Origin of the sequence: Duncaniella sp. (assembly GCF_029056165.1) — a bacterium.
Lineage (GTDB): Bacteria > Bacteroidota > Bacteroidia > Bacteroidales > Muribaculaceae > Duncaniella.
Window position 1 is genome coordinate 1 of record NZ_JAIDBW010000002.1, and the last position, 23,418, is coordinate 23,418.

The 23,418-nt window shown below is 49.2% G+C and carries 25 protein-coding genes; 3 read left to right on the top strand and 22 right to left on the bottom strand.

Going from position 1 to position 23,418, the window contains the following annotated elements; genetic code table 11:
- Window positions 1–984: 984 nt before the first annotated feature.
- The 3 genes from K2G41_RS00055 to K2G41_RS00065 all read right to left on the bottom strand — a co-directional run bounded on the left by K2G41_RS00055 (window position 985) and on the right by K2G41_RS00065 (window position 4,731).
- Entirely contained in the window at window positions 985–2,481 is a 1,497-nt protein-coding gene (locus tag K2G41_RS00055) for a DUF4942 domain-containing protein (RefSeq protein WP_300112635.1), read from the bottom strand.
- Between the two features lie 1,350 nt (window positions 2,482–3,831).
- Window positions 3,832–4,170, bottom strand: a complete 339-nt coding sequence (locus K2G41_RS00060) for a hypothetical protein (protein WP_300112638.1) — start codon at window positions 4,168–4,170, stop codon at window positions 3,832–3,834.
- A gap of 12 nt (window positions 4,171–4,182) precedes the next feature.
- Complete coding sequence (locus K2G41_RS00065; RefSeq protein WP_300112641.1) at window positions 4,183–4,731, bottom strand: hypothetical protein; 549 nt, start codon at window positions 4,729–4,731, stop codon at window positions 4,183–4,185.
- Between the two features lie 178 nt (window positions 4,732–4,909).
- On the opposite strand from K2G41_RS00065, the gene K2G41_RS00070 reads away from it, so the two are divergent.
- On the top strand, window positions 4,910–5,068 hold the full coding sequence (locus K2G41_RS00070) for a hypothetical protein (protein ID WP_300112643.1): 159 nt from the start codon (window positions 4,910–4,912) through the stop codon (window positions 5,066–5,068).
- Between the two features lie 15 nt (window positions 5,069–5,083).
- Here the strand turns inward: K2G41_RS00070 and K2G41_RS00075 are convergent, their stop codons facing one another.
- The 9 genes from K2G41_RS00075 to K2G41_RS00115 all read right to left on the bottom strand — a co-directional run bounded on the left by K2G41_RS00075 (window position 5,084) and on the right by K2G41_RS00115 (window position 12,260).
- Window positions 5,084–5,263: a histone H1 gene (locus K2G41_RS00075; RefSeq protein ID WP_300112646.1), complete on the bottom strand. Its 180-nt coding sequence runs from the start codon at window positions 5,261–5,263 to the stop codon at window positions 5,084–5,086.
- A gap of 19 nt (window positions 5,264–5,282) precedes the next feature.
- The gene (locus K2G41_RS00080; protein ID WP_300112648.1) at window positions 5,283–5,822 is read right to left on the bottom strand and encodes a hypothetical protein; all 540 of its coding nucleotides are present in this window, start codon (window positions 5,820–5,822) and stop codon (window positions 5,283–5,285) included.
- The gene (locus K2G41_RS00085) at window positions 5,819–6,364 is read right to left on the bottom strand and encodes a topoisomerase C-terminal repeat-containing protein (RefSeq protein ID WP_300112650.1); all 546 of its coding nucleotides are present in this window, start codon (window positions 6,362–6,364) and stop codon (window positions 5,819–5,821) included. Before K2G41_RS00085 ends, K2G41_RS00080 begins: the two co-directional genes overlap by 4 nt.
- 24 nt (window positions 6,365–6,388) lie before the next feature.
- The gene (locus K2G41_RS00090; protein ID WP_300112653.1) at window positions 6,389–7,126 is read right to left on the bottom strand and encodes a hypothetical protein; all 738 of its coding nucleotides are present in this window, start codon (window positions 7,124–7,126) and stop codon (window positions 6,389–6,391) included.
- A 7-nt stretch (window positions 7,127–7,133) separates the two neighbouring features.
- Window positions 7,134–8,321 carry a DUF3991 domain-containing protein gene (locus K2G41_RS00095; RefSeq protein WP_300112656.1) on the bottom strand — a complete coding sequence of 396 codons (1,188 nt, stop codon included), beginning with the start codon at window positions 8,319–8,321 and terminating at the stop codon, window positions 7,134–7,136.
- A gap of 2 nt (window positions 8,322–8,323) precedes the next feature.
- Window positions 8,324–9,643, bottom strand: coding sequence for an ArdC-like ssDNA-binding domain-containing protein (locus K2G41_RS00100; protein WP_300112659.1), 1,320 nt, complete (start codon window positions 9,641–9,643; stop codon window positions 8,324–8,326).
- Window positions 9,627–9,854, bottom strand: coding sequence for a hypothetical protein (locus K2G41_RS00105; RefSeq protein WP_300112661.1), 228 nt, complete (start codon window positions 9,852–9,854; stop codon window positions 9,627–9,629). Before K2G41_RS00105 ends, K2G41_RS00100 begins: the two co-directional genes overlap by 17 nt.
- 31 nt (window positions 9,855–9,885) lie before the next feature.
- Window positions 9,886–11,157: a DNA mismatch repair protein MutS gene (locus tag K2G41_RS00110; RefSeq protein ID WP_300112722.1), complete on the bottom strand. Its 1,272-nt coding sequence runs from the start codon at window positions 11,155–11,157 to the stop codon at window positions 9,886–9,888.
- 317 nt (window positions 11,158–11,474) lie between these two features.
- Window positions 11,475–12,260, bottom strand: a complete 786-nt coding sequence (locus K2G41_RS00115) for a DUF4099 domain-containing protein (protein WP_300112664.1) — start codon at window positions 12,258–12,260, stop codon at window positions 11,475–11,477.
- A 64-nt stretch (window positions 12,261–12,324) separates the two neighbouring features.
- Here K2G41_RS00115 and K2G41_RS00120 point away from each other — a divergent pair, with 64 nt between their 5' ends.
- Both K2G41_RS00120 and K2G41_RS00125 read left to right on the top strand, forming a co-directional pair.
- Window positions 12,325–12,954 carry a glucosaminidase domain-containing protein gene (locus K2G41_RS00120; RefSeq protein ID WP_300112666.1) on the top strand — a complete coding sequence of 210 codons (630 nt, stop codon included), beginning with the start codon at window positions 12,325–12,327 and terminating at the stop codon, window positions 12,952–12,954.
- 126 nt (window positions 12,955–13,080) lie between these two features.
- Complete coding sequence (locus tag K2G41_RS00125) at window positions 13,081–14,067, top strand: Abi family protein (protein WP_300112669.1); 987 nt, start codon at window positions 13,081–13,083, stop codon at window positions 14,065–14,067.
- Between the two features lie 169 nt (window positions 14,068–14,236).
- Here K2G41_RS00125 and K2G41_RS00130 read toward each other — a convergent pair whose 3' ends face one another.
- From K2G41_RS00130 to K2G41_RS00175, 10 genes are read right to left on the bottom strand one after another with little or no spacing between them, the layout of a single operon-like run.
- The gene (locus K2G41_RS00130) at window positions 14,237–14,956 is read right to left on the bottom strand and encodes a TraX family protein (RefSeq protein ID WP_300112724.1); all 720 of its coding nucleotides are present in this window, start codon (window positions 14,954–14,956) and stop codon (window positions 14,237–14,239) included.
- 4 nt (window positions 14,957–14,960) lie between these two features.
- Window positions 14,961–17,273, bottom strand: coding sequence for a type IV secretory system conjugative DNA transfer family protein (locus tag K2G41_RS00135; RefSeq protein WP_300112672.1), 2,313 nt, complete (start codon window positions 17,271–17,273; stop codon window positions 14,961–14,963).
- Between the two features lie 12 nt (window positions 17,274–17,285).
- Window positions 17,286–17,753 carry a hypothetical protein gene (locus tag K2G41_RS00140; RefSeq protein WP_300112675.1) on the bottom strand — a complete coding sequence of 156 codons (468 nt, stop codon included), beginning with the start codon at window positions 17,751–17,753 and terminating at the stop codon, window positions 17,286–17,288.
- Window positions 17,754–17,759: 6 nt separating this feature from the next.
- Window positions 17,760–18,629: a conjugative transposon protein TraN gene (traN, locus tag K2G41_RS00145; protein ID WP_300112726.1), complete on the bottom strand. Its 870-nt coding sequence runs from the start codon at window positions 18,627–18,629 to the stop codon at window positions 17,760–17,762.
- 51 nt (window positions 18,630–18,680) lie between these two features.
- Window positions 18,681–19,877 (bottom strand): conjugative transposon protein TraM, encoded by a 1,197-nt coding sequence (traM, locus tag K2G41_RS00150; RefSeq protein ID WP_300112677.1) that lies wholly within the window; start codon window positions 19,875–19,877, stop codon window positions 18,681–18,683.
- Window positions 19,870–20,358, bottom strand: a complete 489-nt coding sequence (locus K2G41_RS00155) for a hypothetical protein (RefSeq protein ID WP_300112680.1) — start codon at window positions 20,356–20,358, stop codon at window positions 19,870–19,872. The genes traM and K2G41_RS00155 overlap by 8 nt, the downstream gene beginning before the upstream one ends.
- Window positions 20,359–20,360: 2 nt before the next feature.
- Window positions 20,361–20,957: a conjugative transposon protein TraK gene (traK, locus tag K2G41_RS00160; RefSeq protein ID WP_300112684.1), complete on the bottom strand. Its 597-nt coding sequence runs from the start codon at window positions 20,955–20,957 to the stop codon at window positions 20,361–20,363.
- 12 nt (window positions 20,958–20,969) lie between these two features.
- On the bottom strand, window positions 20,970–22,073 hold the full coding sequence (locus K2G41_RS00165; protein WP_300112687.1) for a hypothetical protein: 1,104 nt from the start codon (window positions 22,071–22,073) through the stop codon (window positions 20,970–20,972).
- Between the two features lie 17 nt (window positions 22,074–22,090).
- Entirely contained in the window at window positions 22,091–22,780 is a 690-nt protein-coding gene (locus K2G41_RS00170; protein WP_300112690.1) for a DUF5045 domain-containing protein, read from the bottom strand.
- Window positions 22,770–23,414: a hypothetical protein gene (locus K2G41_RS00175; protein WP_123550510.1), complete on the bottom strand. Its 645-nt coding sequence runs from the start codon at window positions 23,412–23,414 to the stop codon at window positions 22,770–22,772. Before K2G41_RS00175 ends, K2G41_RS00170 begins: the two co-directional genes overlap by 11 nt.
- Between the last annotated feature and the right edge of the window lie 4 nt (window positions 23,415–23,418).

The following is a 23,418-nucleotide window of genomic DNA, read 5'->3' on the forward strand; positions in this document are numbered from 1 at the left end:
AGGTTTCCGAAAAACAAAGATATTATTCATTACGACTCACCATTTCAATTATAGGCAATGACGCGAAAAGACTTTGACGAGAAGCCGCAGGCGTAACCTCAAAGTCCTATGGCGGTGTTGCCGTTATAGGTGTAACCGTCGATAGATTTCATATATATTCGGCAGATACTTACTCGGTGTGACTACACGGAGTAAGATTGCCAGCATAGTTTTCCAAGGTAGGCACACTGCATCCCGGCACCACATGGAATATGGTTCGTCGGGAGTGTGTGCCGTTACTGCGAAGCCGATATTATCTAAGGATTTCGAGCGTCATTCGTAAGTGCAACCTACGAATGTGTCAGCTCGCATAATTCCCGTTTGCAGGCAAGTTTTCAGAGTATAAGGCAATGACGCGAAAAGACTTTGAAGAGGAGCCAGAGGCATAACCTCAAAGCCTTATGGCGTTGTTGCCGCCATAGGCTCAGCCGTCGATATATACATAAGACTATCGGCTGAACTTGCTCGGTGTTACAAACACGGAGTAAGTCAGACGGCTTAGTTTCCACAAAACAGGCACATACGCTTACGCAGGGCCACATGAAATATGGCTCATCGTGTAAGCGTGTGCCGTATTGCGTAGCGGAAGTAGCAATATACTCCGGTCAATCAGCCTTAAACGCAGTCTAAGGGTGTAATGACCGGGCAAGTCATCGTTTTCATATTAGTTTTCGGAAACAGGCAGGAAGGCGAAAGACATTGAAGAGCAGCCGCAGGCAAACCTCGATGTCTTTGGCGTTCATGCCGTCATTAGGCTATGCCGGAACGGTCATAATAATAATCGGCTGGGTATGCTCGGTGTTATCGACACGGAGCATTGCGGACGCTATGATTTCCCAGATACCGCACAATAAAGCCCGACGCCATAAAAATATGGATCGTCGGGCGTTCAGAGCCAATCAGCTCTCAATAAAGCTTCTCATTAGGAAACCAAACATTCGTATTTCATCGTTTAGTAGCTTTCTTCGGGAGTGCCCAGCCTCGCTGTTTAGCTACTTCGGTATTGAATTTATACCAGACTTCTTCATCAAGGAACTCGAAGTGCATTGTCCCTTTCTTGAAAGCCTTGCATCTGAAAAATCCCCAATTGAACCATTCTCCCCATACCTCTTTGTCGTGGTGGGCGTACCGCAGTCCTCTTACATAATCATAGTTAGTGCCGGTCACATAGCATAGGGCTTTGCAAACGTCTTCCATTTTTTCTGCACTCCACCCCTCAATCTGAACAAAGGGGTATGCCTCTTTCCCTTTCTTTGTGATGTTCACGTAGTAGCCGCTGCCGTGGCTCACGTATCGGTCTCGATAACCATTGCACATATATGGGACTATAAATTTCCTGTTCACCATGTAGTCGGAGTTCGTTTTCCACTTTTCTCCAGCCGTGCTGTTTTCCGCCGAGAAAGAACATATCAGGTCAAAGGCCTCCAATAATGCCGTATTCATCCTTTGCCCGTTGGTCTGTATTACAAGGTCTATGACACGGTAGATGTTGCACATGGTGAACGGCACGCTCTCCTGTTGCTCGATGAACTTGTTAATCTGCTCCCGAAGATGTTTGGTGGCATATTTCTCCATATTCATCTTCTTAAACATGATACGCCAATAGTATTTCTGCAAACTCTTCTTATACTGCTGATGTGAAATCTCAACACCACGATTGTCATACCCTCCGGTCATGGTTCCGAATTTTATTGGGATATAGTCGTACTCGTCCGAATCCGGGAATTTCGCCATTTCATTTATCCGTTTGGAGGCTTCAAGAGTATCATCGAAGAGCTTTACAGCGGCGACATATCGGTTAACGATGTCACGGACTACGTTGTAGTGCATTAATCCCTCTTGTCCGCTCCTGTCGGCTGTATCTTCATCTTCTTGCGAGAAGAAATAGCCCGAAAACTCATTATCTCCGACCCCTTCCTTATATAACTTGACAAGAGAAACGGTTACCTCTGTCCTGCGTTCAGCTGTCGAGAATACGTTACCGAGATATTCCTCACGACCGTACAAATCAATAATCTCAATCAACCTCTCCTTAACTGAATCAGTGCGCCATCCCTTTGATACGCTGTGCGAATTGCACAGTGCTATCACAGTGCATCCGGCAGGAGCTATGTCGAAGGCATGGAGAATATGTTTTGCACCCTCGCTGAATGGTGGGTTCATCACTATGTAGTCCACATGGCTCACATCCTCGGATTTAAGCGAAAGGAAATCATCGGCTATTATATCGCACTTTCCATTGAGTAGTTTTCTCAAATGCGGGTCATTTTCACAGGCGATTACCTCTTTTGCTCCATGAACTTTCAACCAGTCCACGATGTTACCTTTTCCTGCGGACGGCTCCAGAACGGTTTTGTTGAGGATATACTCGCTCATCATCATTTTCTCGATTACCTCTGAGGGGGTCGGGTAGAAATCTGCGTTTTCATTAAAAATATTCATAGCTTTTATCTTGAAATGTTTAAGCTCTAATCATTTTCCCTTTTGTTTGAAGCCTTGTGGCTTCTCGCGTCCGGGGAATTTTTTACAGTACATTCAAGACGGAGGGCACGAGGGGACGAAATGCAAGCGTGGCAAGTGAAAAAATATGGAATACCCAAATCTGTGATTTGCGGAAGGCTGCCGGGTTTTTTCATGCAGCCAAGCCGGAGGCGGTCGCTTGCAGTCGGTACCGTCCTCCGTAACTTTGTAGCGAAAAAATCACGGTCGCGGAAGTCAACGGATCAATAATAAGGAATGAAATTTTTATTTTCGGATTAAACCTTTCATTAACTTTGCAGTCTAACTATAAAATACGGATTTTCTCGGTTATTGGGTTAAGTATCCCGTTCCTACCCTTAGAAGTCCAAATGGTTCTTCGACCACTCTCCTGGATTGGTAATTTAATAAGTTTAATAATTTTAATTCAGAAAAGTATGGCAAAGACAACAATACAGACTCCAGCAGGTATGAATCAGAGAAGTAGCTTAATCGAAACGTTGAGGGTAATGGAGAGAAGGTAGAGATACCGGATACAACGTCTGAGATTATCATTCCCCTCCACCAAAAATAACTATGCTATATATAAGGCCTTGGTTCTCACGAATCAGGGCTTTCTCTTTTATATGATGTAGTTTTCCAACAATAGAGACTGGCGCGTGAGCCATTGAAGAGCAGCCATAGGCAAACCTCGATGACTCTGGCGTTTGTGCCGTCATAGGCACCGCTGTCGATGCTTGCATAGCCCCTCGACTGAAATTTACTCGGTGTCTGCGACACGGAGTTAGTCAGACGGCAAGGTTCCCAAAGATAGGCTCATACGCTTACGCAGTGATAAGTCACGTCGTGTAAGCGTGTGCCGTGATGCGTAGCGGAAGTAGCAATGTATTTCGGTCAATAAGCCTTAAACGCAGTCTAAGGGTGTAATGACCGGACAAGTCATCGTTTTCAGATTAGTTTTCGGAAACAGGCAGGAAGGCGAAAGACATTGAAGAGCAGCCGCAGGCAAACCTCGATGTCTTTGGCGTTCGTGCCGTCATAGGCGCAGTCGTCGATGCTGGCATAATACAATCGGCTGAACTTGCTCGGTGTTACAGACACGGAGTCAGTCAGACGGCTTGGTTTCCACAAAATAGGCACACCGGTATCGGCGCCATATATGGTTCGTCGGGTACGTGTGCCGTTATGCGTAGCCCTGGTATTCAAACCCTCTCCTGAATGGTATTCAATATAGGCGGTTTTGCGAGGTGACGAAGCAAACCGCCCGACTTCTACCGAGAGAAGCCGGGAAACATATAGATAAGTCACAGTGAACTATGATACTTGGATTATCTTATATGGCACTCCACGTTTATCGGCATAGTTCGTTGTGAATTTGGTGCCTCGGCTCGTGCCATTCCAGAAAGCGAGAAGGAAATCGCAATTATCAACTATCTGCATATTCCTTATGATAGGAGCGTTCCTGCCGTATCTCTTGTAGTTCGGAAGGAACTCCACAATGGGGATATTATTCTTGATTGCATACTCTCTTGCATAAGTGTCCGCTCCGTATGCTCCGCCACTAACTATAGTGTCGGGAATAAAAGGGAGATAGGAAGCGATGTCAATGGGTGGGCAGGTGCGACTGCCTACGATAGCCAATCTCTTGTTCATATTGATTTGTGATTAGTTCAGCCAGTTGCTTGTGGCACTGATAGCCAAAAGCGACGGCTCAATCTTGATATATTTCCTTAATGCCTTTCTTGCTCTTGCGAATGTGAAGCCGGTGTTCACCACGTTATCCAACAGGAAGATGTCGGAATGTGCTTGCAGTGTCTCCTTGCAGTCGGAACTCTCCTTGACCTTCAAGCCCGTCCTCACGCCTTTGAGGAAGGTCTTCGTTTTCTTGATGTCATAGAGTTTCTTGCGAGGTGTACCCGAAAGAATGTCAATCACCTCACAATCCTGACGTATAATCCTGATTGTGTTGGCGAGTTCAAGAGTATAGTCCGCTTTGCCGGAGGATTGCGGAACGGGTATCAATACTGCGTTGGGAGTGAGAATTTGGGAGAGAAGGAGGGCGGCAATAGCGATAGCGGTAGTATCGCTTTTCTTAACGTCCTTTGATAGTTTCCTCAACGAATGGGGATAGACCTCTGCGTTGTGATACATCTTTCCGTAAGAGCCTAACACCCTTAATTCCTTTATCGTAACCTTTTCCTTTGTCCGTTTCATAAGCAACTCAATTTTTTCTCCCTTTGGTTTGAAGCCTTATGGCTTCTCGCGTCCGGGTTGTTTTTTCGCTGCATACAAAGACGGAGGACTAAGGTGGCGTAAGGCAAGCGTGGCAAATGAAAAAATACGGAATACCCAATTTTAGCATAAAAATTGTGGAAGGCTACCGGATTTTTTCATGCAGACAAGCCGGAGGCGATCGCTTGCCGTCGGCATCCGCCTCCGTAACTTTGTGGCGAAAAACTCACGGAAGCGGATAGCCTGCAATTCAAGGGGACAATCAGAAAAGAAAGCCCCGGCTCTCACGAGTCAGGGCAGTCAGGTTCTTGATGGCTAAAAACGACTTGTATTATTATTTACTGTTGGCGGCCTCCAGCGAGACCTTGCGGAAGCGTTTGAGAAGCGGCTCCAGATTGAGGGAGGCGCGCCGGGCCCGGAGACCAGCCGCCTTGTTCCCCTTGTCGAGCTGTGAACGTGCGTCTTTGAGGAAAGATGCCGTGATGTTTTCGATCTCAGATATTATCTCATTCATATCATATAGTTTTTGAGGTTCATATTACGGGAATTTCAAAAGAGTTTACAACGCAGTGCGCGTCGCGGTCGAGGATAAACCAGTATTCCGAACGGTAGGGAGAGCCGGATTCCGATACGGCCTCATACTCAATCTTGACTTTCCAGCCGGAAAACGGCTTCTGCGGAGCATCTGGAGCATCATACCCCACAAGTGAACGGAGTGCCGACATAGCCGACATCTGGCGGTTCAGAAGCTCAGTCATGGCACTGTCCTCAAAATCGAGATTACGCAGTCCGTCTGTGCGCTTCATCACCTTTTCGTTCACCCTAATCATGGCGTTGGCGATAGCCATCTTCTCGTCATTGTCGATGTAGTTGCGTCCGAAAACACTGTCAGGACGACTCACGGCTATGACATTTACCGACTCCGGATTATCCACCGAGGCATAAAGGGCTGTCTTCGCTACTTCCGGGGCCCGGCGCACAGGAGAGTTGCCCCACCACAGTCCGAGGGCTATCAGTCCCCATACCACCACGGCACCGCCGAGCAGCATGGCAAGTTTGGCACCGGGCTTCATACCTTGATAACCTTTAGTTTGTCGGGAGAGAGACCGAGACGCTTTCGGTAGATAACGCCGTTTTCACCATATAACTCCACCTCACGGGAAGTCACACCGTTGGCGCATATCTCCTCCACATCTTCGAGAGTCATCAGATGGCCGCCGATGTTGCGCCATATCACGAAACCGCAGGGGTCGTTCTCCTGCTTGAAGTTGGAGCAGTTGAAAGCCTTTGCGCCCACGCGGATCTCTCCGCCGCAACGGGGACAACGTGCCACGACAGACTCCATCAGAACCACTCCGTCGTTGCCTAACACAAGCACGGTAGGAAACGATTTCCACTCCTTTGTGGCGAAGCCGTCAAGAAGTATGCGCCGCTTATCCAGCAGCTCGGCAATCTCATCGTCTGACATCTTGCGGTTTCCTATCACACCGTTGATAAAGAGGCCGCACTTGGCTTCCTCACCGGTATTGTTTTCACAGCGGTAGCCCTTGCAGGTCTTTACCACATTGCCGCCGCACACGGGGCAACGGCCGATAATCTTTGTTTCTGTATCCATATAAAATTTTTCTAAAGTTGATATTCAATAGTATCTGATATTGTTCCAGTCGGTGACAAGACCATTGATGATGTTCTTGCCTGACATTACTGCCGCCCATCCCTCAGGATCGAGTGAAAACCAGAGGTCGTTCCAGCTCAGGGTGCGTACCTGCCAGGCGAGAATGAACAGGTCGGTGTTTATGGCCTCCAGACGTGTCACGACTTCATTTGCCACATAATATCTTTCGGCGGAGTTTAGCAGATTCACCTTGTGCTTCTCAGTCTTGCCGTCGGAGCCGGTGACGTTGTATGAGCCGGAAGTGACAAGCTGCTGCATGAAGGGATAGAGGGCTGCCATCTGCGCCGCCGCGTCCGTAATCTCATCGGAAACGAGAAGGGCAATGGCTGTGCCCTTCAGGTTCCCCTTGACTGAGTTTTTGAGAAGAGCCGTGTTCTTGGGTATCTCCGTGGTGACAAGCTCAGCCGCACGCTTGATCTGATATAGGTTCTGCATGGCTCCCTGGGCGTTCGACAAGTATTCCAGCATCTTGTCCTCCACACTGTGGACCCGGTCAAGTGCGAGGGTTACGGCGGTCTCGGCTGCGATTATCTTCTCCTGCGTAGTCTTGCGCTTCTTGTGGATACTCTTCAACTCTTCCGTCTGGAGAATTACCGTGGCCGTCAGAGTCGGGTCAGTCTGCTGCGCCGCCACATCAAATGAAGAGAGAGTAAGAAGAGCCACCGACAGGGAGAGACATGTTTTTCGGAAATTCATTTTCATAAATCAGTCATAATTTCAGGCCGGACTTTCTCTTTCCGGCAAGGTTATTGTCACGGTCAAGTTTGGTGGGTGAGATTTTCGGCTCCAGACGCTTGCCGAGAAGACAATCGTTCCAGTCCTTGAACTCCGAGGGAGGCTGCCACTGTCCCATGCGGTAGCGCACCGGCAGGTGCTCACTGACCTGGGCGTAAATAGCTCTTTCGGACGTAAGGGGGAATGACTTTCCCTTAGCCTCGACTTTCAGCCCGTCCTCGGTCTTGGTTATACGCAGGGGCAGATCCTCCACCAGAGCCATAAGGCGCAGGCCGTTGACACGTCCCGGCAGGTCGTTGTCGAAGCAATCGAAGGCACGGGCGTTCGGAAACCGCTCCATCACTCCGAGAACCTGACGGTCGGAGAATGTTCCCCCGATCGACACCAGGGCTATGTTCTCCCCGGCACGAAGTCGGTTCAGCTGATAGAAAGCCATAGCGTCGAAAGCCGACTCGCAGAAGAACACACTTCGCACAGATGCGCCGTTGCCTCCCGACAGGTCTGCCACCCACGCCGCAGTGGATGAATTGGTGCCGGCTGCCTTTGATTTGTAACCGCCCATGCCACGTATCTCATACCCAAGCACACGGTCACTGTCGGCGGCGGTGTAAGGGAAACCGATGTTGTAGCCGCTGAAGTTCTCGTTGTGACGGTCGGACACAAGTGAGATAAACGGGGCAAGAGCCTTCACAGTACGTTCTGATATTCCACGCTGGCGAAACAGGGGGTGAATCTTCTCCGTGTCAAGTGGGCATACAGCGTAACGCGAAGGGTCGAAGACCTGCGGAACGGAGGCTGCACGCACATACTCGGCATGGCTGTCGTAGTCAGGCTCAGGCATATTGGCGAACTTCGCCATTACCTTAGCTATCTTTTGCCACTCGTTAGAACCCGAGACATTGAAGGAATTTAGATTCTCCCGAATGAAGGACACGACATCACCTTTGGAGCCATCCCGACGGAAAAAGAACTGCGAACCCTTGTCGCGGCGATTGCTGACGATGATGGTGTCACGTTTGTCGCGTCCCTCACCGAGCACAAGCTCGATGTATCTGCCGACTCCTGCCTTGCGGTCGAGACGGTAGCCGAGTGAATACGCCACGTCGTCAATGCCGACACGCTCCTTCATGTCGCGGAACCTTATCTTATAGTCGCCAGTCATAGTCAGCCTAATGATAGTGATTTGGACGGTCGTCTGTCGATGCCGGCGATTTCCTTTTCATAGCTCTTCCTGATGGTGTTGCCGAGAAAAATATCTTTCTCTCGCTGGTCGGTCATGCGGAAGTAGAGCTGCGCCGTGGATTTCCCGATAGGCTTCATGCCGAGATCGACTCCGTTGTAGGAGGCGCGCACGGCATAGTCGCCGGAACGGGTCTTGATGATGGCGGCGTTCCTGAAGGGACATATCTCATCGGGCAAGGGGGCAAGCCACGGGTCATTCTTCGCAAGATAGGGCTGTTCGCCGAGGGCGAGACGCTGGGCGTCCACCCGGTCGAGTATCATTTCCGAAGCCTTGTTCACGTCGGCCATGACGGAGACGATGAACTTAGGCTCCTGCTTAAGTTTCCCTATCCATGAATCGAGGTATGCGGCGGAGTTGTCCGTAATACGGGAGTCAAAACCCATCGAGTGGCTTATCATCGCGGCTGTAAGCTCCGCCACAAGTTCCTCCTTGGCATATTTCGGGTCGCCGAATTTGCCTCCCATCTCACGGTTGAGTCTTTCGGGTGTCATCGTGGAGTGGGCCATCTCATGGAGCATGGTGGAATAGAACTCCATACCGTCACGGTATATCTCATCAGGGGTGGCACCGATGTTGAACTGCTGCTTCATAGGAAGCACTACTATATCCCTGGAGGGAGAATAGTATGCGCCGTCCTCCTTACGGTCGGCCTGAATGGGACAGAGCCATGTCTGCTGACGTATCATGTTGTCGAGGGCCTGGTGCTGGTACATGCCGTAAGTGTCGCGTAGTTCCGGAACCTTGAACTTGTCGAGAAGCTTCTGAAGACGCTCTGGCTGGACCTCGCGGAAATTTGTCTGGTCGATGTTGTAGACCGGAAACGCCTTTACGAAGGGAATGACGTCAAGATCCTTGCGCTGTTCCTTGTTCATGGCGCGGTATTCGTCGGAGCTGATTTTCCTGCCGTCCTTGTCGCGCACGAGCATATCCCAGTATATCACCGGAAACGCCTTCTCGCCTTTGAGGACATGCGCCTTGAAGTTGTGGGCCTGCTTGAAGGTGAGGAACACCGGAAGCTCGTAGCCCTGCTGTGCGGAATAGAGCTGGAGGAAGAATGAGTTGGAACCTGAATAGGTGCGTCCCATCACGTTCTGGGGAAGACCCACAGACGTAGCGTTGCCTATCCAGCCCTGCCGCCACTCCGAGTTCTTCATCTTTTCCATGCGCTCTATCATCATCTCGGCGAAGCGGTCAACCGCCTGCTGGCCGGAGCCGCCGGAACCGTTAGTTCCAAATGCCATAGCTCTCGTCCTCTATCAGCTGACGCTCCATCATGTCGATCTCTGTCTCGTCGTAGTAGAACTCCGCCGATTCCTCGGAGGGGTCGATGCCGTGAAGCTCGCACCATTCGAGGTAATCCTGAGCGCTGTCGCTTTCAAGCATGAAGCGGAGGAAACCTATCTTGCCGTCCTGAAGGAGCTGTACCAGTTCGTCATATTCTATTTTTGCCATATTCGGTAATTTTTTGAGGTTGGAAACTATGTTACATTTTCAAGGATGCCGACTTTTCGGCCTTAACCGCAGGAGCGGCAAGGAGGGTCTTCAGTTCGGTGCCGAGATACTTGGCGGCGAGCTGTTCGGAAGATGCGGTCTTTGCCTTGAAGAAGGAATATCCGTCGTCATACGATATGTGCTTTCTCAACGTCGAGCCTCTGTCCTCACCGGTCTTTACAGTTACCATATACTGGTTGGCGTTGCGGTCTTTGGCGATGCGTATTGACTTCGGGTCAATCCCCTCCGGCAGCTTGAACTGGTCGTAGTAGCCCTTGAGGTGCAGACGCTCGCCGAAGTTCTTGGTAACGAGGTCGCCGGGAGTCATCACACGGTCGAAGTAGGCGTTGAGATCCTGGCGTGACGCAACGGTAGACATCTTCTGGTCGCCCACCTGCGCGTAGAACTTGTATTTGCCGAAGTCGTCACGCTTTTGGTCTGTCTCCTTGTAGACATTGAACTTGTTTACGGTCAGCGGGCCGTCGGGACCGGCGAGACCGTTGGGGAATGAGAAAGCCATGTCGGGTACTTTCGGCATGAGTTTCGTGGGATAGTAGCGTTCCATGAGCTGCGGCACCGTCATTTCTTTCTTCTGGTAGGCTGCGAGGTCTGCCGGGTCCATCTTCTGCGGCTTCAGCTGTACGCCGTCGATCTTGGCGGTGAAATACCAGTCCTGCGAGTCCTTGCCTTGGAAGGCATGGCCGTGTGTGACCTTGCCGCCGTTCACCGTCACCATCTGGGGGTCTCGGGGCTTGCGTTCCTGCTGCGCCTCGGTCTTCTGTTCTGTCTTGACCTCGGCTTTCGCCTTGGGTTCAACCTTGACTTCGGGTCCGGCCTCAGTCTTGGCCTCTGATTTTGTTTTGGCTTGCGCCTTTGGCTGCTCCTGTTCGGGAGCCTTTTCTTTCTTTTTTCTTGGCATATCTGTTGATTTTGATAGTGTTTCCTTGGAGTCCTTCTCCACCTTTCTCTGTTTCGGGTCTTCAAGCTGTTCGCAGATGGCAACCCTCATTCCGGCACGGACGAGTTTGGGAAGGTACATATCGAGGGAATGTTCCTTGAAAGAGACCACATCGGTCTTTACACCTCCGATTTCCCTTGACTCCATATCGAGACCAAGTATCTTCTGTGCCTTTTGAGCGTCCTGCCGGTAAATCTCGTAGGAGTCATTCTGCCGGAACAGTAGAATTGCGTCAGGGTGCTTGCTCTTCATCTCGTCATACTGACGCATCAGTGTAGGAGGATATTCCGTGTTGCTTTTTCTCATCGATATTTCGGGTTTGGCTATGATATTGTTTTTAGAGTCGGTATATTCCTGATAGAGAATATTGATATCATTCCTGAAATTATTTCGGGCTGTCCTTATCTGTTCCTGATAACCTTTCCTTTCATCCGGGTGCAGAAAGCGATGCTCTGTGTAATAATCTTCTTCCATTGAGGCGAGGCTTTCCCACTTCTCCTGAAGATCCTTTGGCAGAAGGGAAATGTCGCCGGAATTAAGTTTCCCGGGATTTACCAGAGAGTTGAAATAGGCTTCCGCTTCGGACAACCGGGTATGATTGTCATTGTAGCTGTCAGGCATCATTATCGTTTCAGACCCTTTGACTCACTGCGTTTTTCTGAGGGATCGAGCTTGATGGCTCTTTCGGAGGATTGGCTATCGACCACCTTCTGATATTCCCAGCGGTTCTTGTCGGTCATAACAAGACCTATAAATTCGGGATGCAGCTCGTCATATTTGAGTTTCTGCTGACGCTCCCATTCCTTCATGTCGCCTTGCACGACCTTAAATCCCTGTGGTTCCCTCAGATCGATGCCGATGGTGACCTTCTCGCCTCCGACGTTTAGTTCCATCGGTTTTCCCTCGCGCACCTGCTGTTTCTGTTGGGTACCCAGTTCGATGTCGTTCACCTTTTCCATGTCCTTCAGTTTCCGCTCGATCTCAACTTCGATGGTACGTCTGTGAATTACTGATTTGGTCTCGGGGTCGAACTGGAGATACTGCTGTGTTTTCTCCCCGTTGATGTCGATGCCTTTCAACAGCACTTCGCCACGGCGCAGTGCGTCGGCCTCCTGCTGTGTAAGTTTAAGTTCGTTCCCCTTTTCGAGCGAGAACTCTCTCTGAACGGGGTATGCGATGAGTGTGGGGTTCCCCTCCTTGTCGGTGGCAAGCTGCAGTTTGAGGGGTAAGGTGATGACGGTGCCATTGTGTGCATTTATCGAGACTGACACAAGTGGCGTTACTTCCCCGTCAAGTAGCTTCTGCTTAACGTCTTGCGGCAGTCGGTCCGCTTTCTCGCGGTCGATGCCGAGAATCGCCAGCTTCTCGTAAGGGAGTGTTTCTTGCTGATTTCTGTTCGGGATTTCCATTTTTAGTGTTTTGAGGTGATAAATTTGCAGTGTAACCGCTTGTCAGCCTCAAAATTATCCCCATATGATTGCTAAATTAGAAATTCCGAACAGTTTTGTTGCGTGTTGCATTGCCGTTTTAGCAACACTTCCTGCGTCAGCGCAGTTCCATACCATAACGAAGGATAGCCCGGTGACGGGAAATATCCGGATAGTCAACGTCTATAATGTTGAAAATAAGGAGATAACAAATAGTGAATCTGAAGAGCCGGTGCTGATGTATGAAAAAGACATGGATTTGGCACCGGAGAGTGAAAATGTGCCACAGGCACCCTCTGTCACCGTTTTCGCCTCGCATGAAAGGAGAGAAAATGAACGGGATTCGCTACCCCCTCTGACTATCCCTAACCTGATGGCGGAGATAAGGCGCAACAATATCAAGTATCCGAAAGTCGTGCTGGCACAGGCAATACTTGAAACGGGTTGGTTCAAGTCTTCGGTATGCCGGAACAAGCATAATCTTTTCGGGCTTACCAATCCACGTACAGGCACTTACTATGAGTTCAATCACTGGACCGAAAGTGTCCGGGCATATTATACGAAAATACAATATAGATACTCCGGTGGAAATTATCTATTATGGCTGAAAAAGATTGGCTATGCCGAGGATCCGGGCTATATCCGTGCCGTCATAAAGGTGCTGAAACAACTTTAGCAACAATTAGCATTAAAAATAGTAAAAGCCCAATCCCTGATACTGTTTATTCCTTTCTAATGGCCTGAATCCGACGATGATATTGGAATATTTTTTGTAATTTTGTAATTCTAATAAAGGAATTACATGGCACGTTCGAAAATACCATATACAAAAAGAGCAAAAACGCTCGATGAACAGATAGCGACTCTGCGCCGTCATGGAGTTGTTGTCTCCGATGAAGAGAAAGCGAAGGAATACCTCTCCGACATCGGATATTACCGTCTTGGATTCTATCTTCATCCGTTTGAGATAACATATCCACATCTTGACGGCAGACGCCGCCATGACGTACAGCCGGGAACGAGGATTGAGGATGCTGTTTCCTTATATTATTTCGATATGGATTTAAGGAACATCCTCAACAGGTATCTTTCAAGAATTGAGGTTGCCATTCGCTCAGTGGTTATATATGAACTGTCTAACAAATATATCGCAAATCCTACTTGGTTTGTGGATTCAACAGTTGTCTCAGCAGGTTTCATCAGAAAATTTCCGAATGAAGCTTACAAGTCCATAAGGAATAAGCTCCCTATACGCCGCCATCACACAAAATACTTGGATCCTTATGCTCCGGCATGGAAAACAATGGAATTTATGACCTTCGGTAACTTGGAGGTGCTCTACGACAACCTGATACTTGAACAGGATAAACGGCTTATCAGTTCTAAGTTTAATGTAATGGCTATTGAAACATTCAAAAGCTATTTAACCGCGATTAGGGAGGTACGCAATGCTTGCGCTCACGGAAATGTGCTTTTCGGCATGACCTTATCAAGAGGTATAAGAACAGGTGAAGCCTGTTACCATTTCTCAGGTAATGAGCACCAATCCTTCAAAGGTGCCCTGCGCGTAGTTGATTTTCTGTTAAAGCAAGTGTCTGTCAATCGGGAGAAGGATTTGTGGAAGGAATTGTATTCAGCCACTTTACGACTTTACGACAAGACTCCTGCCATTCGTCCGATTATTGAGGCGCAGACTGGAATTATTGTGCCAAAGGAAAGAGGATTAGGGCGTTGGCGAAAGGCTATTATCAAAAATATTGTTAATATTGCGAAGAAAATCTCCGGATAATTTGTTTGATTAGAAAAGTCTTGTTACCTTTGCAAACACAAAAGTGTATTTGGATTGCCCCGACGCAGCTAACTGCACTATAAACAAGATTAAATCGAGTCCAGCTCCACGGGTTGGGCTCGTAACTTTTAAGGGAGCAGGCTGTCATAATGACGACTTGCTCCCTTTCTCAGATACAAACGGAAATCAATAGCAGGTGAGCCGGATAAACGGCATAGAAGGCATATTTGGCAGTCTTGCCCCGGATAAATCCTCGTGAGCCGTCATAGAGGAAGATCACTGCCGATGCCAACACAGCCCCGGCTATGCCGTAGTGAGCCATAAGGGGAAATGTGAAGATAATCTGCAAAAGGGCCTGTGAGGGGAAACAGATATGCCGCCGTTCCAGCCACGGATTTATTGTATTGAAACGGAGAATATAGAACAGCACAATCATAGCCACACCCCTCCAGTCATAATCAGTGCCGAACCACCATGCCGCCACTGCAATGAGGGAAACCGATATGAACGAAAGTGGCCCGTGTTCACACAGCCGGTCGAACATGGCAAGAGCCACAACACCAAGGGCGAGAGTAAACATCACATTGTGGGTGCCGTCGTAACCATTAAGGAGATACCATGGCAATTCGCTTATTATGCCGACCCCCAACAGAGTAAGGAAATACCTCATACGGTTACGGCTGTGAGCGAAACCCTCCGCCACAAGAAAGGCGAACACCGGGAAGGCAATCCTGCCGAGACATCGCAACGGCTCATATAGAGCATCGCTCTGACCTAACAGGAAGTAAGCGCAATGGTCGGCAATCATCGAGAGAACCGCGATAATCTTCAGTGCGCTTCCGCTCACCCGCAGGGAGAGAGGCAGGGAAATGGGAATAACAGCCTCCATAGCATCATTCCTGTATTCCGAGAAGTTCTCGCACCATATCATCCACCTCCTGATTCACCCGCTTGAAATTACGGTTGAGCATAATCTCCTTCTCACGCTCGTTCTGGAAGGAATAGATTTTGGGAAGATCCACATAACGGCTCTCCTCCTCCTTTATCCTCGCCATATCGAAATGTGTCTTGCAGAAATACTTTGTCGTCTTGAACTCCTCAGACTCCGCAATATCGAAATGAGACAGCATCTTGTCATCCGTGGCCGTGAAATCACGTGCCGCCTGACCTGCAAGCCAGCCTGTTGCCATATCAGCGATTTTCGCCGCCGGAACGAGATAGTCCATCTTTTCAGATATAGAGGTGGATATTTTGGAATCGTTGATTGTGATTGAAGTGGATGTCTGCTTGGCTTTGCCGAACACGTCATTTTGCGCCCACTCCAGAGTCTCCTTGTTACGCGCAGCTCCCATGAAGATGTTACCGCAGGTGGTGATGATTTTTTGCATTCCCACCTTGCCGTAATCAGCCTCAAGCTGCGGCAACTCCTGAAATCCAAGTGTAACAGCAACTTTGTTTGAGCGAGCCGTACCTATAAGACGGTCAATCTTATGAAAGTATAGCGTCGGAAGCTCATCGACTATTATGCTTACCGGGATATTTCCTTTGGAATTGACACGGGTAATCAGACGGTTAAGGACAAGAGCGTTAAGGGAGCCAATTACCTGTTCCTTCTCCGGGTCGTTGGCAATAACCAGATAGCTCGGACTCTCAGGGTCGGAAATCTTCAAATCGAAATCGTCACCCGTGAACACCCAATAGGCTTCAGGGGAAACAAGCCTTGCGGCATTTACGCGCAGTGTTCCCACCATACCCTCCAACTGGTCATTCGCCTTATTCTCGTAAGCTGACTTGAAAGGAGCCATCAGGGAAGCAATCTTATCGTCCATCATAAGTATATCGAATACTTCCGAATAATTACGTCCGAGGAAGGAAAGGACGTGAGGCATATCCGAGTATTCGCCCGTGACGGTATCAGGCACCACCTCGTTTCCGTGCTCGTCCTCATACCAGCATCGGTCTATAAGGATTAGTTTTCCAACCCTGTCGACATAAGAGTATCCGTTAAGGTCAACAAACATTCTGTCCTCGTCAGTGGAGACAAATCTTCCGTTTTCGTCCACGAAGTCCAGAACCACCTCCCCCTGCTCGTCAATGGCGTTGTAGTCGTCCCAGTTGCGTATCACTATCTCCAGTTTCTTTCCCTCATGGGATATGAAGCGTCTCAGCTTCCTGCCGTTCTTATATCCTACGGGATGGAAATTCACAAAGAAATATATGATGGCAGCGAGGAAGTTTTCAGCGGAGTTGGTGAAGAATGCCTCCGAACCACCTTTCTTTTCGCCGCCACCTTTATTCAGAGAGGCAAGCAGTGTAGCCGCCGTCTCTGAAGCTGCCGCAAGATCCGGAATATATTTCCGCTGAATAGGATTTATACGGTTGGAATACTCCACGTCAGTAAAATTCACTATCCGGAAACCGCACTTGTCCGGGAGTTTCTTATAATGCTGGTTCTTACAGTATTGATAGAAAAGTGTCTTGGCAAGTGTCGGAAACTTATAGTCGTAAACCATCATGGCGAAACCCTTAGCGGCATGTTGCCGTATGAAAGGGTCTATGATACCGAAAGACTTACCCGAACCCGGAGTACCTAAGACGATCGTTCCGCGGAACGGATTGATGATGTTGATCCAGCCCTTGTGCATCTTGCGCTTGAAATAGTATATCATCGGGATATTCACCGAGTAAGGTGTCTCGGCTTTATTCTCCGACTGCTCGAAACTCTCATTCTCAAAATTAAACCTATCCTCGCCCACACGATGGTTATAGTATTTGGCTATACCGTCGAGACCCTGATGCACAAGCATCGTGCCTACTACGGAACAGAAGGCATAGATTATGCGGTTTGCCGGAAAGCCCATCCACTCCATGCCGACAGACATACCGTGGAAAACGAAACATAACCCCACGAGCATAAGCCCGGCAAGCACAGGATAGACAACCATTGTCATGACATTGAACTTCAAAGCCTTCTTCGCCTTGGTACCGATGCAGACTACACAGATGCAGATAAGTTCAGCCACCTTGCACCCGGCTACCGAATTGAACACCTTGAAGCGTCCGAGCAGATCGAGTATGAACTGCGTGATACGGTTGTCAGCCGTTATCGGCAGGTTCATCACGATTTCTATTATCAGGAATATGTAGATGCAGCTACGGAAGTAGTTATACATCTGCTGCTGTTCCTTGGTTTCTTCAAAAGCCATGATTACATTGTATTAAAACGGAATCTTCAACCCAATCAGCAGACCGTTCCGGAAAGTATCACCGTGAACGAAATTGACATTGTTCTTCTGGATCAGCGAGAACTCCCAGCCGTTCTGAAAGACGTAGTTGTATTCAAATCCGGCTTCAAGTCCCACAAAGAACTTTCGCTCGACGGCTCCGAATTCCGGACCGAAACGGAAGCGTAGCATACCGTTCTTGTATCGGGCGAGACGATGTTTGTAGAGAATGCCGCCATCCCAATAATAGCCTTTCCAGAACTGACCCTCGCCTGATTTCCAGTGGTCGCCGATTTCTCCGAACACTTCTACTGCATTGCCGTAAGTAAATGAGTGTTCATATCCGGCAGTGGCATTGAGAGTGGAAGGGAAAAGGAAGCCGGCATTTACTGTTAATTTACCCTGAGCAAAGGCGCCAATCGACACGATAGCGCACAAAAGGGAGAAAAGTATCTTTTTCATAAGGCTTTATCTGTAGATATGGGGATGTACTGTATAAGGGATCTTTTTGAGTATATCGGAGTCGAAGCCGTCCGCGTTGAGAATGTCATCATACTCGATTGTCATTGTAATGACGCGGCCGCTTATTTGATTCTCTGAAATCTCGATGCGCAGAACCTTCTCGTCCGGGAACGTCAGCTTGGGAATTACAAGCACGTTGCGGTATTTCTTCTTGAACCTCTTAGCGAGATTGAGGGAGTAAGCCGGAGTAAGCTCTATGGTCTGCGAATTTGTTGCCTTGACCTCCTTCTTGTCCGTGAGCTTGACGCGCATTTCCTCGATGTCGTAGGCAATCTTCGTCTTGTTCTGCAGGGAGTAGTCGATAAAGAAATAGTCACCTATCGAATAGATATTGTTGACTATCGCCTTCATGCCGTTTGCACTGAACACAAGCTGGTTGAACTTGCGGTCGCTGCCATACACAGCCCAGGCATAGCGGGCCATTTCGGACTTAGGCATGGATACCTCCGGATTGATGTATGACTGCAAACCGGAATACTGCACCTGATAGATAGATGCCGCACGGGTCGGAACAGCGGTATATACCACGTCGTACTGTGCCAGATGCCGCTCTCCGATGAGAGTGAGCGTACCCAAAAGCTCACCCTCGCGGTAAGAGGTCGGCTCTGCTTCCGGATCTGTCTCGACGTAGGGTTTGATTCGCACGATGTTGTCTGCACACTGGTTGCCGATAACCTTTGTGTTCGAGAGGTCAACCATCTTAATGTCCTCCGGCATGACGATGTGAGTTGTAACTTCATCGTTGATTAGGATTGTCTGCTTGGGAGCGGTGGCCGATGCCGTGACAGCGGTTGCGAATACGGCAAAAGCCGCCATAATGGATTTGAGTTTCATATTCTGTGGATTTTGTTAATTCTGTGATAATTTTTATCTTGCCTCGTCAGAGTTGATAAGATAGACAATGGTGTTGTACTTGATTTTCGCCTTGTTCTTGCGGATATTGGCTGATACAGCCGAAGTCGCCGAGTTATACATATTCTGGAGAGCCTGCAACGCTATAGCCTCGCCGGATATGCCGGAGCCATATCCATTGTCAGACTCAAAGCTGATATTCTGCTGAACGGTGTTCGCTCCTGCATCCTTCATAAAGTCGCGGAAAGCCGATTCAGGGACATAAAAACCCTCCATGCCGTCGTTGTCGAAAACAGACAGATTGACTTTCAGGAACCTTGAACCCACGAGGATACTTGTTATGGTCGCCTTGACACGCTGCTGACCGAAACCTGCGACAGTACCGTAGAGATATGTTCCCTTTTTCAACTTCACATCACGGATAGTAACATCATCAAGCAACTTGAACCGAAGCCGTGTACCCTCATGTGCCTTTGTGGTCTGGTCTATCATGGCACGGATAAGTGGCGACTCGTCAGATGCCACATCATTGCCTACCGTGTTGAACTTTTCCGCGTTGGTGTTCTGAGATTTGAGAACCAGCATAGGACGGTTGTTCTCACGCTCGATAGCCTTGGCCTTTGCAATGGAGTCTGCACGCTGTTTGCGAGCCTCTTCCTCCGGGTCGGGCTGCCCGTAACCTAATCCTGCCTCTATCGCTTTCTGACGCTCAAAGCTGCGCTGCTGGATTTCAGCAAGCTCTCGTGCATACTCGTCACGCGGATCCACCGCCGGAACATAGTCGGCAGGATTGTAGCTGTCACCGTAAGCGTATGAATTTATATGACGCCGGGATTCCGCAAGTGAGCGTTCCAATTCCTCAAGTTCCTGCTGCTGGCGGATACGCTCTGCTTCTGCTGCATCAAGCCGGTTAAGCTCTTCCTCCGAATACCCGTGATCAAGGTAGTCATCATCGGTTTCTTCCTCTCCGAGTTTGCTTACCGCCGTGAAAGCGTCCTCGTCACCGAAACGTCGAGACATCTCGTACATCTTGTCGTGCGCCTCTTCCGCGTTGGCTTCAGGGAGAGAGGAATTGATACGGTCTGTGGCGACTGTCTGTTTCTCCTCGCCACCTCCGAAAGTCTGCATCACGAAGTACACAAGGAAGCATAGCGGCACGAATATCGCCACGGGAAAGATGTACTTCGGCTGTTTGAAATTGATCTTATTCATTATCGTTCTGTTTAAGTGATTTGACAATGTTTTCAAGCCGTGCGTAACGGCGGACAATATCTACTGAATCGCGGTGTGTTTTCCGGGGAATGGCTATCAGAGAATCAAGTTCATGGCGTAGTGTCTGTCCCTGTTCCGTCAATTCAAGGATAGTCCGGCGCTGGCTCTCCTTGTTTGCCTGAATGGTACGGAAGCCGTTGAAGATAGGCTCGACATTCGCAATCCTGCTTACATCACCCATCTGAGACTCAGCGCGTATTCCGGTAATGGCAATGTCGCAGAAAAGAACCGTGAGCAGAGTGCCGACCACATAACCGAAAGTCCTTTTCGGGTGTCTTGTCGCCCATGAGTTGGCAAGCCTTATCCTTGCGGCAAACCGGTACCGTGTGCCGATTTCACCCATCTTTGGACGAAGCCATGACCTTATCTGATTGGAAGTAGCCAGACGGCTGTTCCTTATGGCCTTGCGTATGGATTTCATATTCAATAGTCTTTATCCTTGTTCTCGATAGTGCGCCAGTTGGTGATCATCAGTCCGTGGGGATTGTTCTGGGAGCGAGGCACGTTCTCGATATAGCCCGTTGTCACCATAGTGCGTTTCAGATCGCGTGTCCTTCTCTTGATAAGCTGGGTTCCGTAATAGGTGAACTTCCGCTCATGCTCGTCGAAGTTGATTGAGTCGCAGATGATGGTGCAGACCGCCGAAGATGATATGATGTCCGAGTAAAATCCGTTCTCGTCGAGGGCCTGCTTCTGTTTCAGGGCAGTTCCGTCAGCCATATACATAGCCTTGCCGACAGTCCATTTGATATAGTCATTGTCAGGGGGCAGGTTGAAGAAATACTGGTGGAACAACTGTATATGCGCCCTCGCCTCCATTGTGAAGTTGGCTTCGAGCTGCGCTCTCTCGGCAAGGAAAGGGATGTCACCGTCAAGGACATAGATCTGCTGCCGCTCCTTGGTCACCATGTTCAGGCAGGTTATGATGGTGAACCCACAGATGAGGGTGCAGCCGGCAACTGCGGCCAACACCGTCATCATGGCGAGTTTTGTTTTCTGTGCTAAAGATTGTATAAGCATATATTTATGATTTTAGAGTATTGCCTTTGCACCTCCGGTAACAGCGGATTTACCCATAGAGGCACCTGTCTGTGCCACGCCCATCGCAAATGCACCGGCCGGAGCTGCCGCGCCACTGCTGACACCTCCCGGAATGAGCCACGACGAGACTTCGGGCACGAAACGGATAATGTAGGCACCCACCAGCATACCCATAGCATACATACAGTTCGAGCCTATACCCTGAAGACCGAGTGCGCCTATCTGGGACCAGGAATTTACAGAACCCGACAGCAGATGATCGTAGGCAATCATATCCTGTTGCAGATTGTAGAGGAGAATGAAATCAATGTAGTACAAGCACATGTAGGTCACGAAACCCCATAGCGTAAGGGAGAGATATTTTGACATCCATTGACTCCACGCGGAGTTCCACGGTGGCGCCAGCGACATAGCGAACATTATGGGGCAGAATATCGCCATTATAGCGAGGAATATCCTCTGAGCCACAAGTATGCCGTAATATGACATCTGGAATACAAGCTCACCGACAAACCGGATTACATCGTTGATCCATTCGCTCACCTTGGTTTCCGCGGCCACGGCTGCACGTTGCGCATAGTTGTTGATGGTGTTTCCAAGGTTCTCGACATTATAGATGAGTTTATCCCACCAATGGGCGTCCTCACCGATGGCCGCCACCTGCTGGGCTGTGGCGATTGAATCCTGAACTTCACGGAGCCGGTCAAGGTATTTGCCCTGCTTCTGTGCTACTTTCAGCTCAAATGCGGCAACCTCCTTGTTCTTCGACATCGCCATTGCCTTAGTCGCTGACTCCAGTCCTTTGCCGGGGGTCTGGAGAGCAGAGCAGATCCAGGAGGAACTGGAGATACAGATGGATATTCCGACAATACGGAGAAGTTTCATCACGTCCATGCCGCGCCTGCCGAGCATCATCATCCAACATTCGTATGAGCCGACACAGAGGGCGAGGCACAGTCCGATTATCCTTGCCAATCCTACGGCATCGCCGAGGACGGCAACATTAGGAAATGTCTCCATAGCGACAAGTAGCTTGTCAAGGCTCTCGTCGATAGAGGGCAATCCCATAGTGCAGAGTATGCTTAATAAAGTCATTGTGAAATCATTTGAGATTAGTAGTGAGTTGCTGCCACCGCACAGAGCCGGGCGGTGCGGCTGACAAGCTCGCCCATCTGCTCCTTCGCTTCCTCGTATGCCTGCTGGCGTTTGGCATTTTCGAGACCGTAGCCGACACCCGTCTTGTGGATATAGGCGACATTGGCACAGATTATCTCGTTCTGCCTTGAAAGCTCGTCAACCTGATACTGTAATTTGCCGTCACTCTTTTTAAGGCAGTACAGCAGTCCGTCGGTGATGCAGTCCTGCATACGGTTGAACTCCTCCTTGTAAGAGGAATATGTTAGATCCACATTGCGGTCAGCCTCCCTTACAAGTTCTTCCTTGTAAAGTTCCTCGACCTTCTTACGTTCCTCCTCGACCTTGCCTAACTTCTGGCGCTGGGTCTCTTCAGCAGTCACACGCACAGGCATGATGCGCTTGACGTTGGATTTCTCCTCCTTGAACCTTACACGGTATCCGGATTTGAAACCTGCCCATTTCCAATACATCTCGGCTCCGGAGTAATTCTTATGGAGAAAGTAGTAATACCAGTCGGGGGAAAAGTCCCAGGGCCCGTTCTCCATTGACTTCCATTGCTTTTCCTTCTGGTCGTCATGGATTGACGGCGTTTTTGCCGAAAGGAGACCCGGCAGAGAGAGTGCGGCGGTCAGCAATACTGCAAAAGTGAAGTGTCTAATTTTCATATCCTTTATTCCAGTTGTTGATTACGATGTTTACAATATCATTCTTTACGTCAGAGGTAAGTATTTCCCAGATGTAGTCAGGTTTCCAACCGCAGTTGGTCATCAGGTAGCAGTAGAGATTGGCGTGGTCGATAATATATCGGGCGCGGTCAATGGTGGCTTTGAGAGTGAATACGAGGTTCAGTTTCTCATCCATCGAGGCTTTCATAAGGTTGATGCCGGAGGCGGCAACCGAGGCATAGAGGGTATAACAATGTTTGATTTCACGCGACACCGCCACATTTGCCTCCGTGTAGTACCACGCAACGAAGGGTTTATCTGTCACATACTTGAAAGTATTGACGGTAAAATCCTTGTACTCTTTGGAGAGTAGGTAGAGTGCATTGGCGGTTGATGAAATGGCACCGGCGAGTACGACGTATGAATGAGCATTGTTGAGCTTGGTGTCAAGGGTAGTGCGCACATCATTGAACTTCGTCGCCCCTTTTGTCACAAGTGACTGTTCCCCGAAACTGGTGGCGATGCGGGTCAAAGCCTGATCCTCGTCTTTTTTCACGGCTTTATGCAGAGCCATAAGAGCCTCAAAAGTCGGAAGGTCTTTCGGAAAATCGAAAGCGAAAGCCGGAACAGACATCAAC

Bases quoted from the DNA above. Each gene is read 5' to 3' on its own strand.
- K2G41_RS00055 (WP_300112635.1), bottom strand. From the start codon at position 2,481: ATGAATATTTTTAATGAAAACGCAGATTTCTACCCGACCCCCTCAGAG.
- K2G41_RS00060 (WP_300112638.1), bottom strand. From the start codon at position 4,170: ATGAACAAGAGATTGGCTATCGTAGGCAGTCGCACCTGCCCACCCATT.
- K2G41_RS00065 (WP_300112641.1), bottom strand. From the start codon at position 4,731: ATGAAACGGACAAAGGAAAAGGTTACGATAAAGGAATTAAGGGTGTTA.
- K2G41_RS00070 (WP_300112643.1), top strand. From the start codon at position 4,910: ATGCAGACAAGCCGGAGGCGATCGCTTGCCGTCGGCATCCGCCTCCGT.
- K2G41_RS00075 (WP_300112646.1), bottom strand. From the start codon at position 5,263: ATGAATGAGATAATATCTGAGATCGAAAACATCACGGCATCTTTCCTC.
- K2G41_RS00080 (WP_300112648.1), bottom strand. From the start codon at position 5,822: ATGAAGCCCGGTGCCAAACTTGCCATGCTGCTCGGCGGTGCCGTGGTG.
- K2G41_RS00085 (WP_300112650.1), bottom strand. From the start codon at position 6,364: ATGGATACAGAAACAAAGATTATCGGCCGTTGCCCCGTGTGCGGCGGC.
- K2G41_RS00090 (WP_300112653.1), bottom strand. From the start codon at position 7,126: ATGAAAATGAATTTCCGAAAAACATGTCTCTCCCTGTCGGTGGCTCTT.
- K2G41_RS00095 (WP_300112656.1), bottom strand. From the start codon at position 8,321: ATGACTGGCGACTATAAGATAAGGTTCCGCGACATGAAGGAGCGTGTC.
- K2G41_RS00100 (WP_300112659.1), bottom strand. From the start codon at position 9,643: ATGGCATTTGGAACTAACGGTTCCGGCGGCTCCGGCCAGCAGGCGGTT.
- K2G41_RS00105 (WP_300112661.1), bottom strand. From the start codon at position 9,854: ATGGCAAAAATAGAATATGACGAACTGGTACAGCTCCTTCAGGACGGC.
- K2G41_RS00110 (WP_300112722.1), bottom strand. From the start codon at position 11,157: ATGAGAAAAAGCAACACGGAATATCCTCCTACACTGATGCGTCAGTAT.
- K2G41_RS00115 (WP_300112664.1), bottom strand. From the start codon at position 12,260: ATGGAAATCCCGAACAGAAATCAGCAAGAAACACTCCCTTACGAGAAG.
- K2G41_RS00120 (WP_300112666.1), top strand. From the start codon at position 12,325: ATGATTGCTAAATTAGAAATTCCGAACAGTTTTGTTGCGTGTTGCATT.
- K2G41_RS00125 (WP_300112669.1), top strand. From the start codon at position 13,081: ATGGCACGTTCGAAAATACCATATACAAAAAGAGCAAAAACGCTCGAT.
- K2G41_RS00130 (WP_300112724.1), bottom strand. From the start codon at position 14,956: ATGGAGGCTGTTATTCCCATTTCCCTGCCTCTCTCCCTGCGGGTGAGC.
- K2G41_RS00135 (WP_300112672.1), bottom strand. From the start codon at position 17,273: ATGGCTTTTGAAGAAACCAAGGAACAGCAGCAGATGTATAACTACTTC.
- K2G41_RS00140 (WP_300112675.1), bottom strand. From the start codon at position 17,753: ATGAAAAAGATACTTTTCTCCCTTTTGTGCGCTATCGTGTCGATTGGC.
- traN (WP_300112726.1), bottom strand. From the start codon at position 18,629: ATGGCGGCTTTTGCCGTATTCGCAACCGCTGTCACGGCATCGGCCACC.
- traM (WP_300112677.1), bottom strand. From the start codon at position 19,877: ATGAATAAGATCAATTTCAAACAGCCGAAGTACATCTTTCCCGTGGCG.
- K2G41_RS00155 (WP_300112680.1), bottom strand. From the start codon at position 20,358: ATGAAATCCATACGCAAGGCCATAAGGAACAGCCGTCTGGCTACTTCC.
- traK (WP_300112684.1), bottom strand. From the start codon at position 20,957: ATGCTTATACAATCTTTAGCACAGAAAACAAAACTCGCCATGATGACG.
- K2G41_RS00165 (WP_300112687.1), bottom strand. From the start codon at position 22,073: ATGACTTTATTAAGCATACTCTGCACTATGGGATTGCCCTCTATCGAC.
- K2G41_RS00170 (WP_300112690.1), bottom strand. From the start codon at position 22,780: ATGAAAATTAGACACTTCACTTTTGCAGTATTGCTGACCGCCGCACTC.
- K2G41_RS00175 (WP_123550510.1), bottom strand. From the start codon at position 23,414: ATGTCTGTTCCGGCTTTCGCTTTCGATTTTCCGAAAGACCTTCCGACT.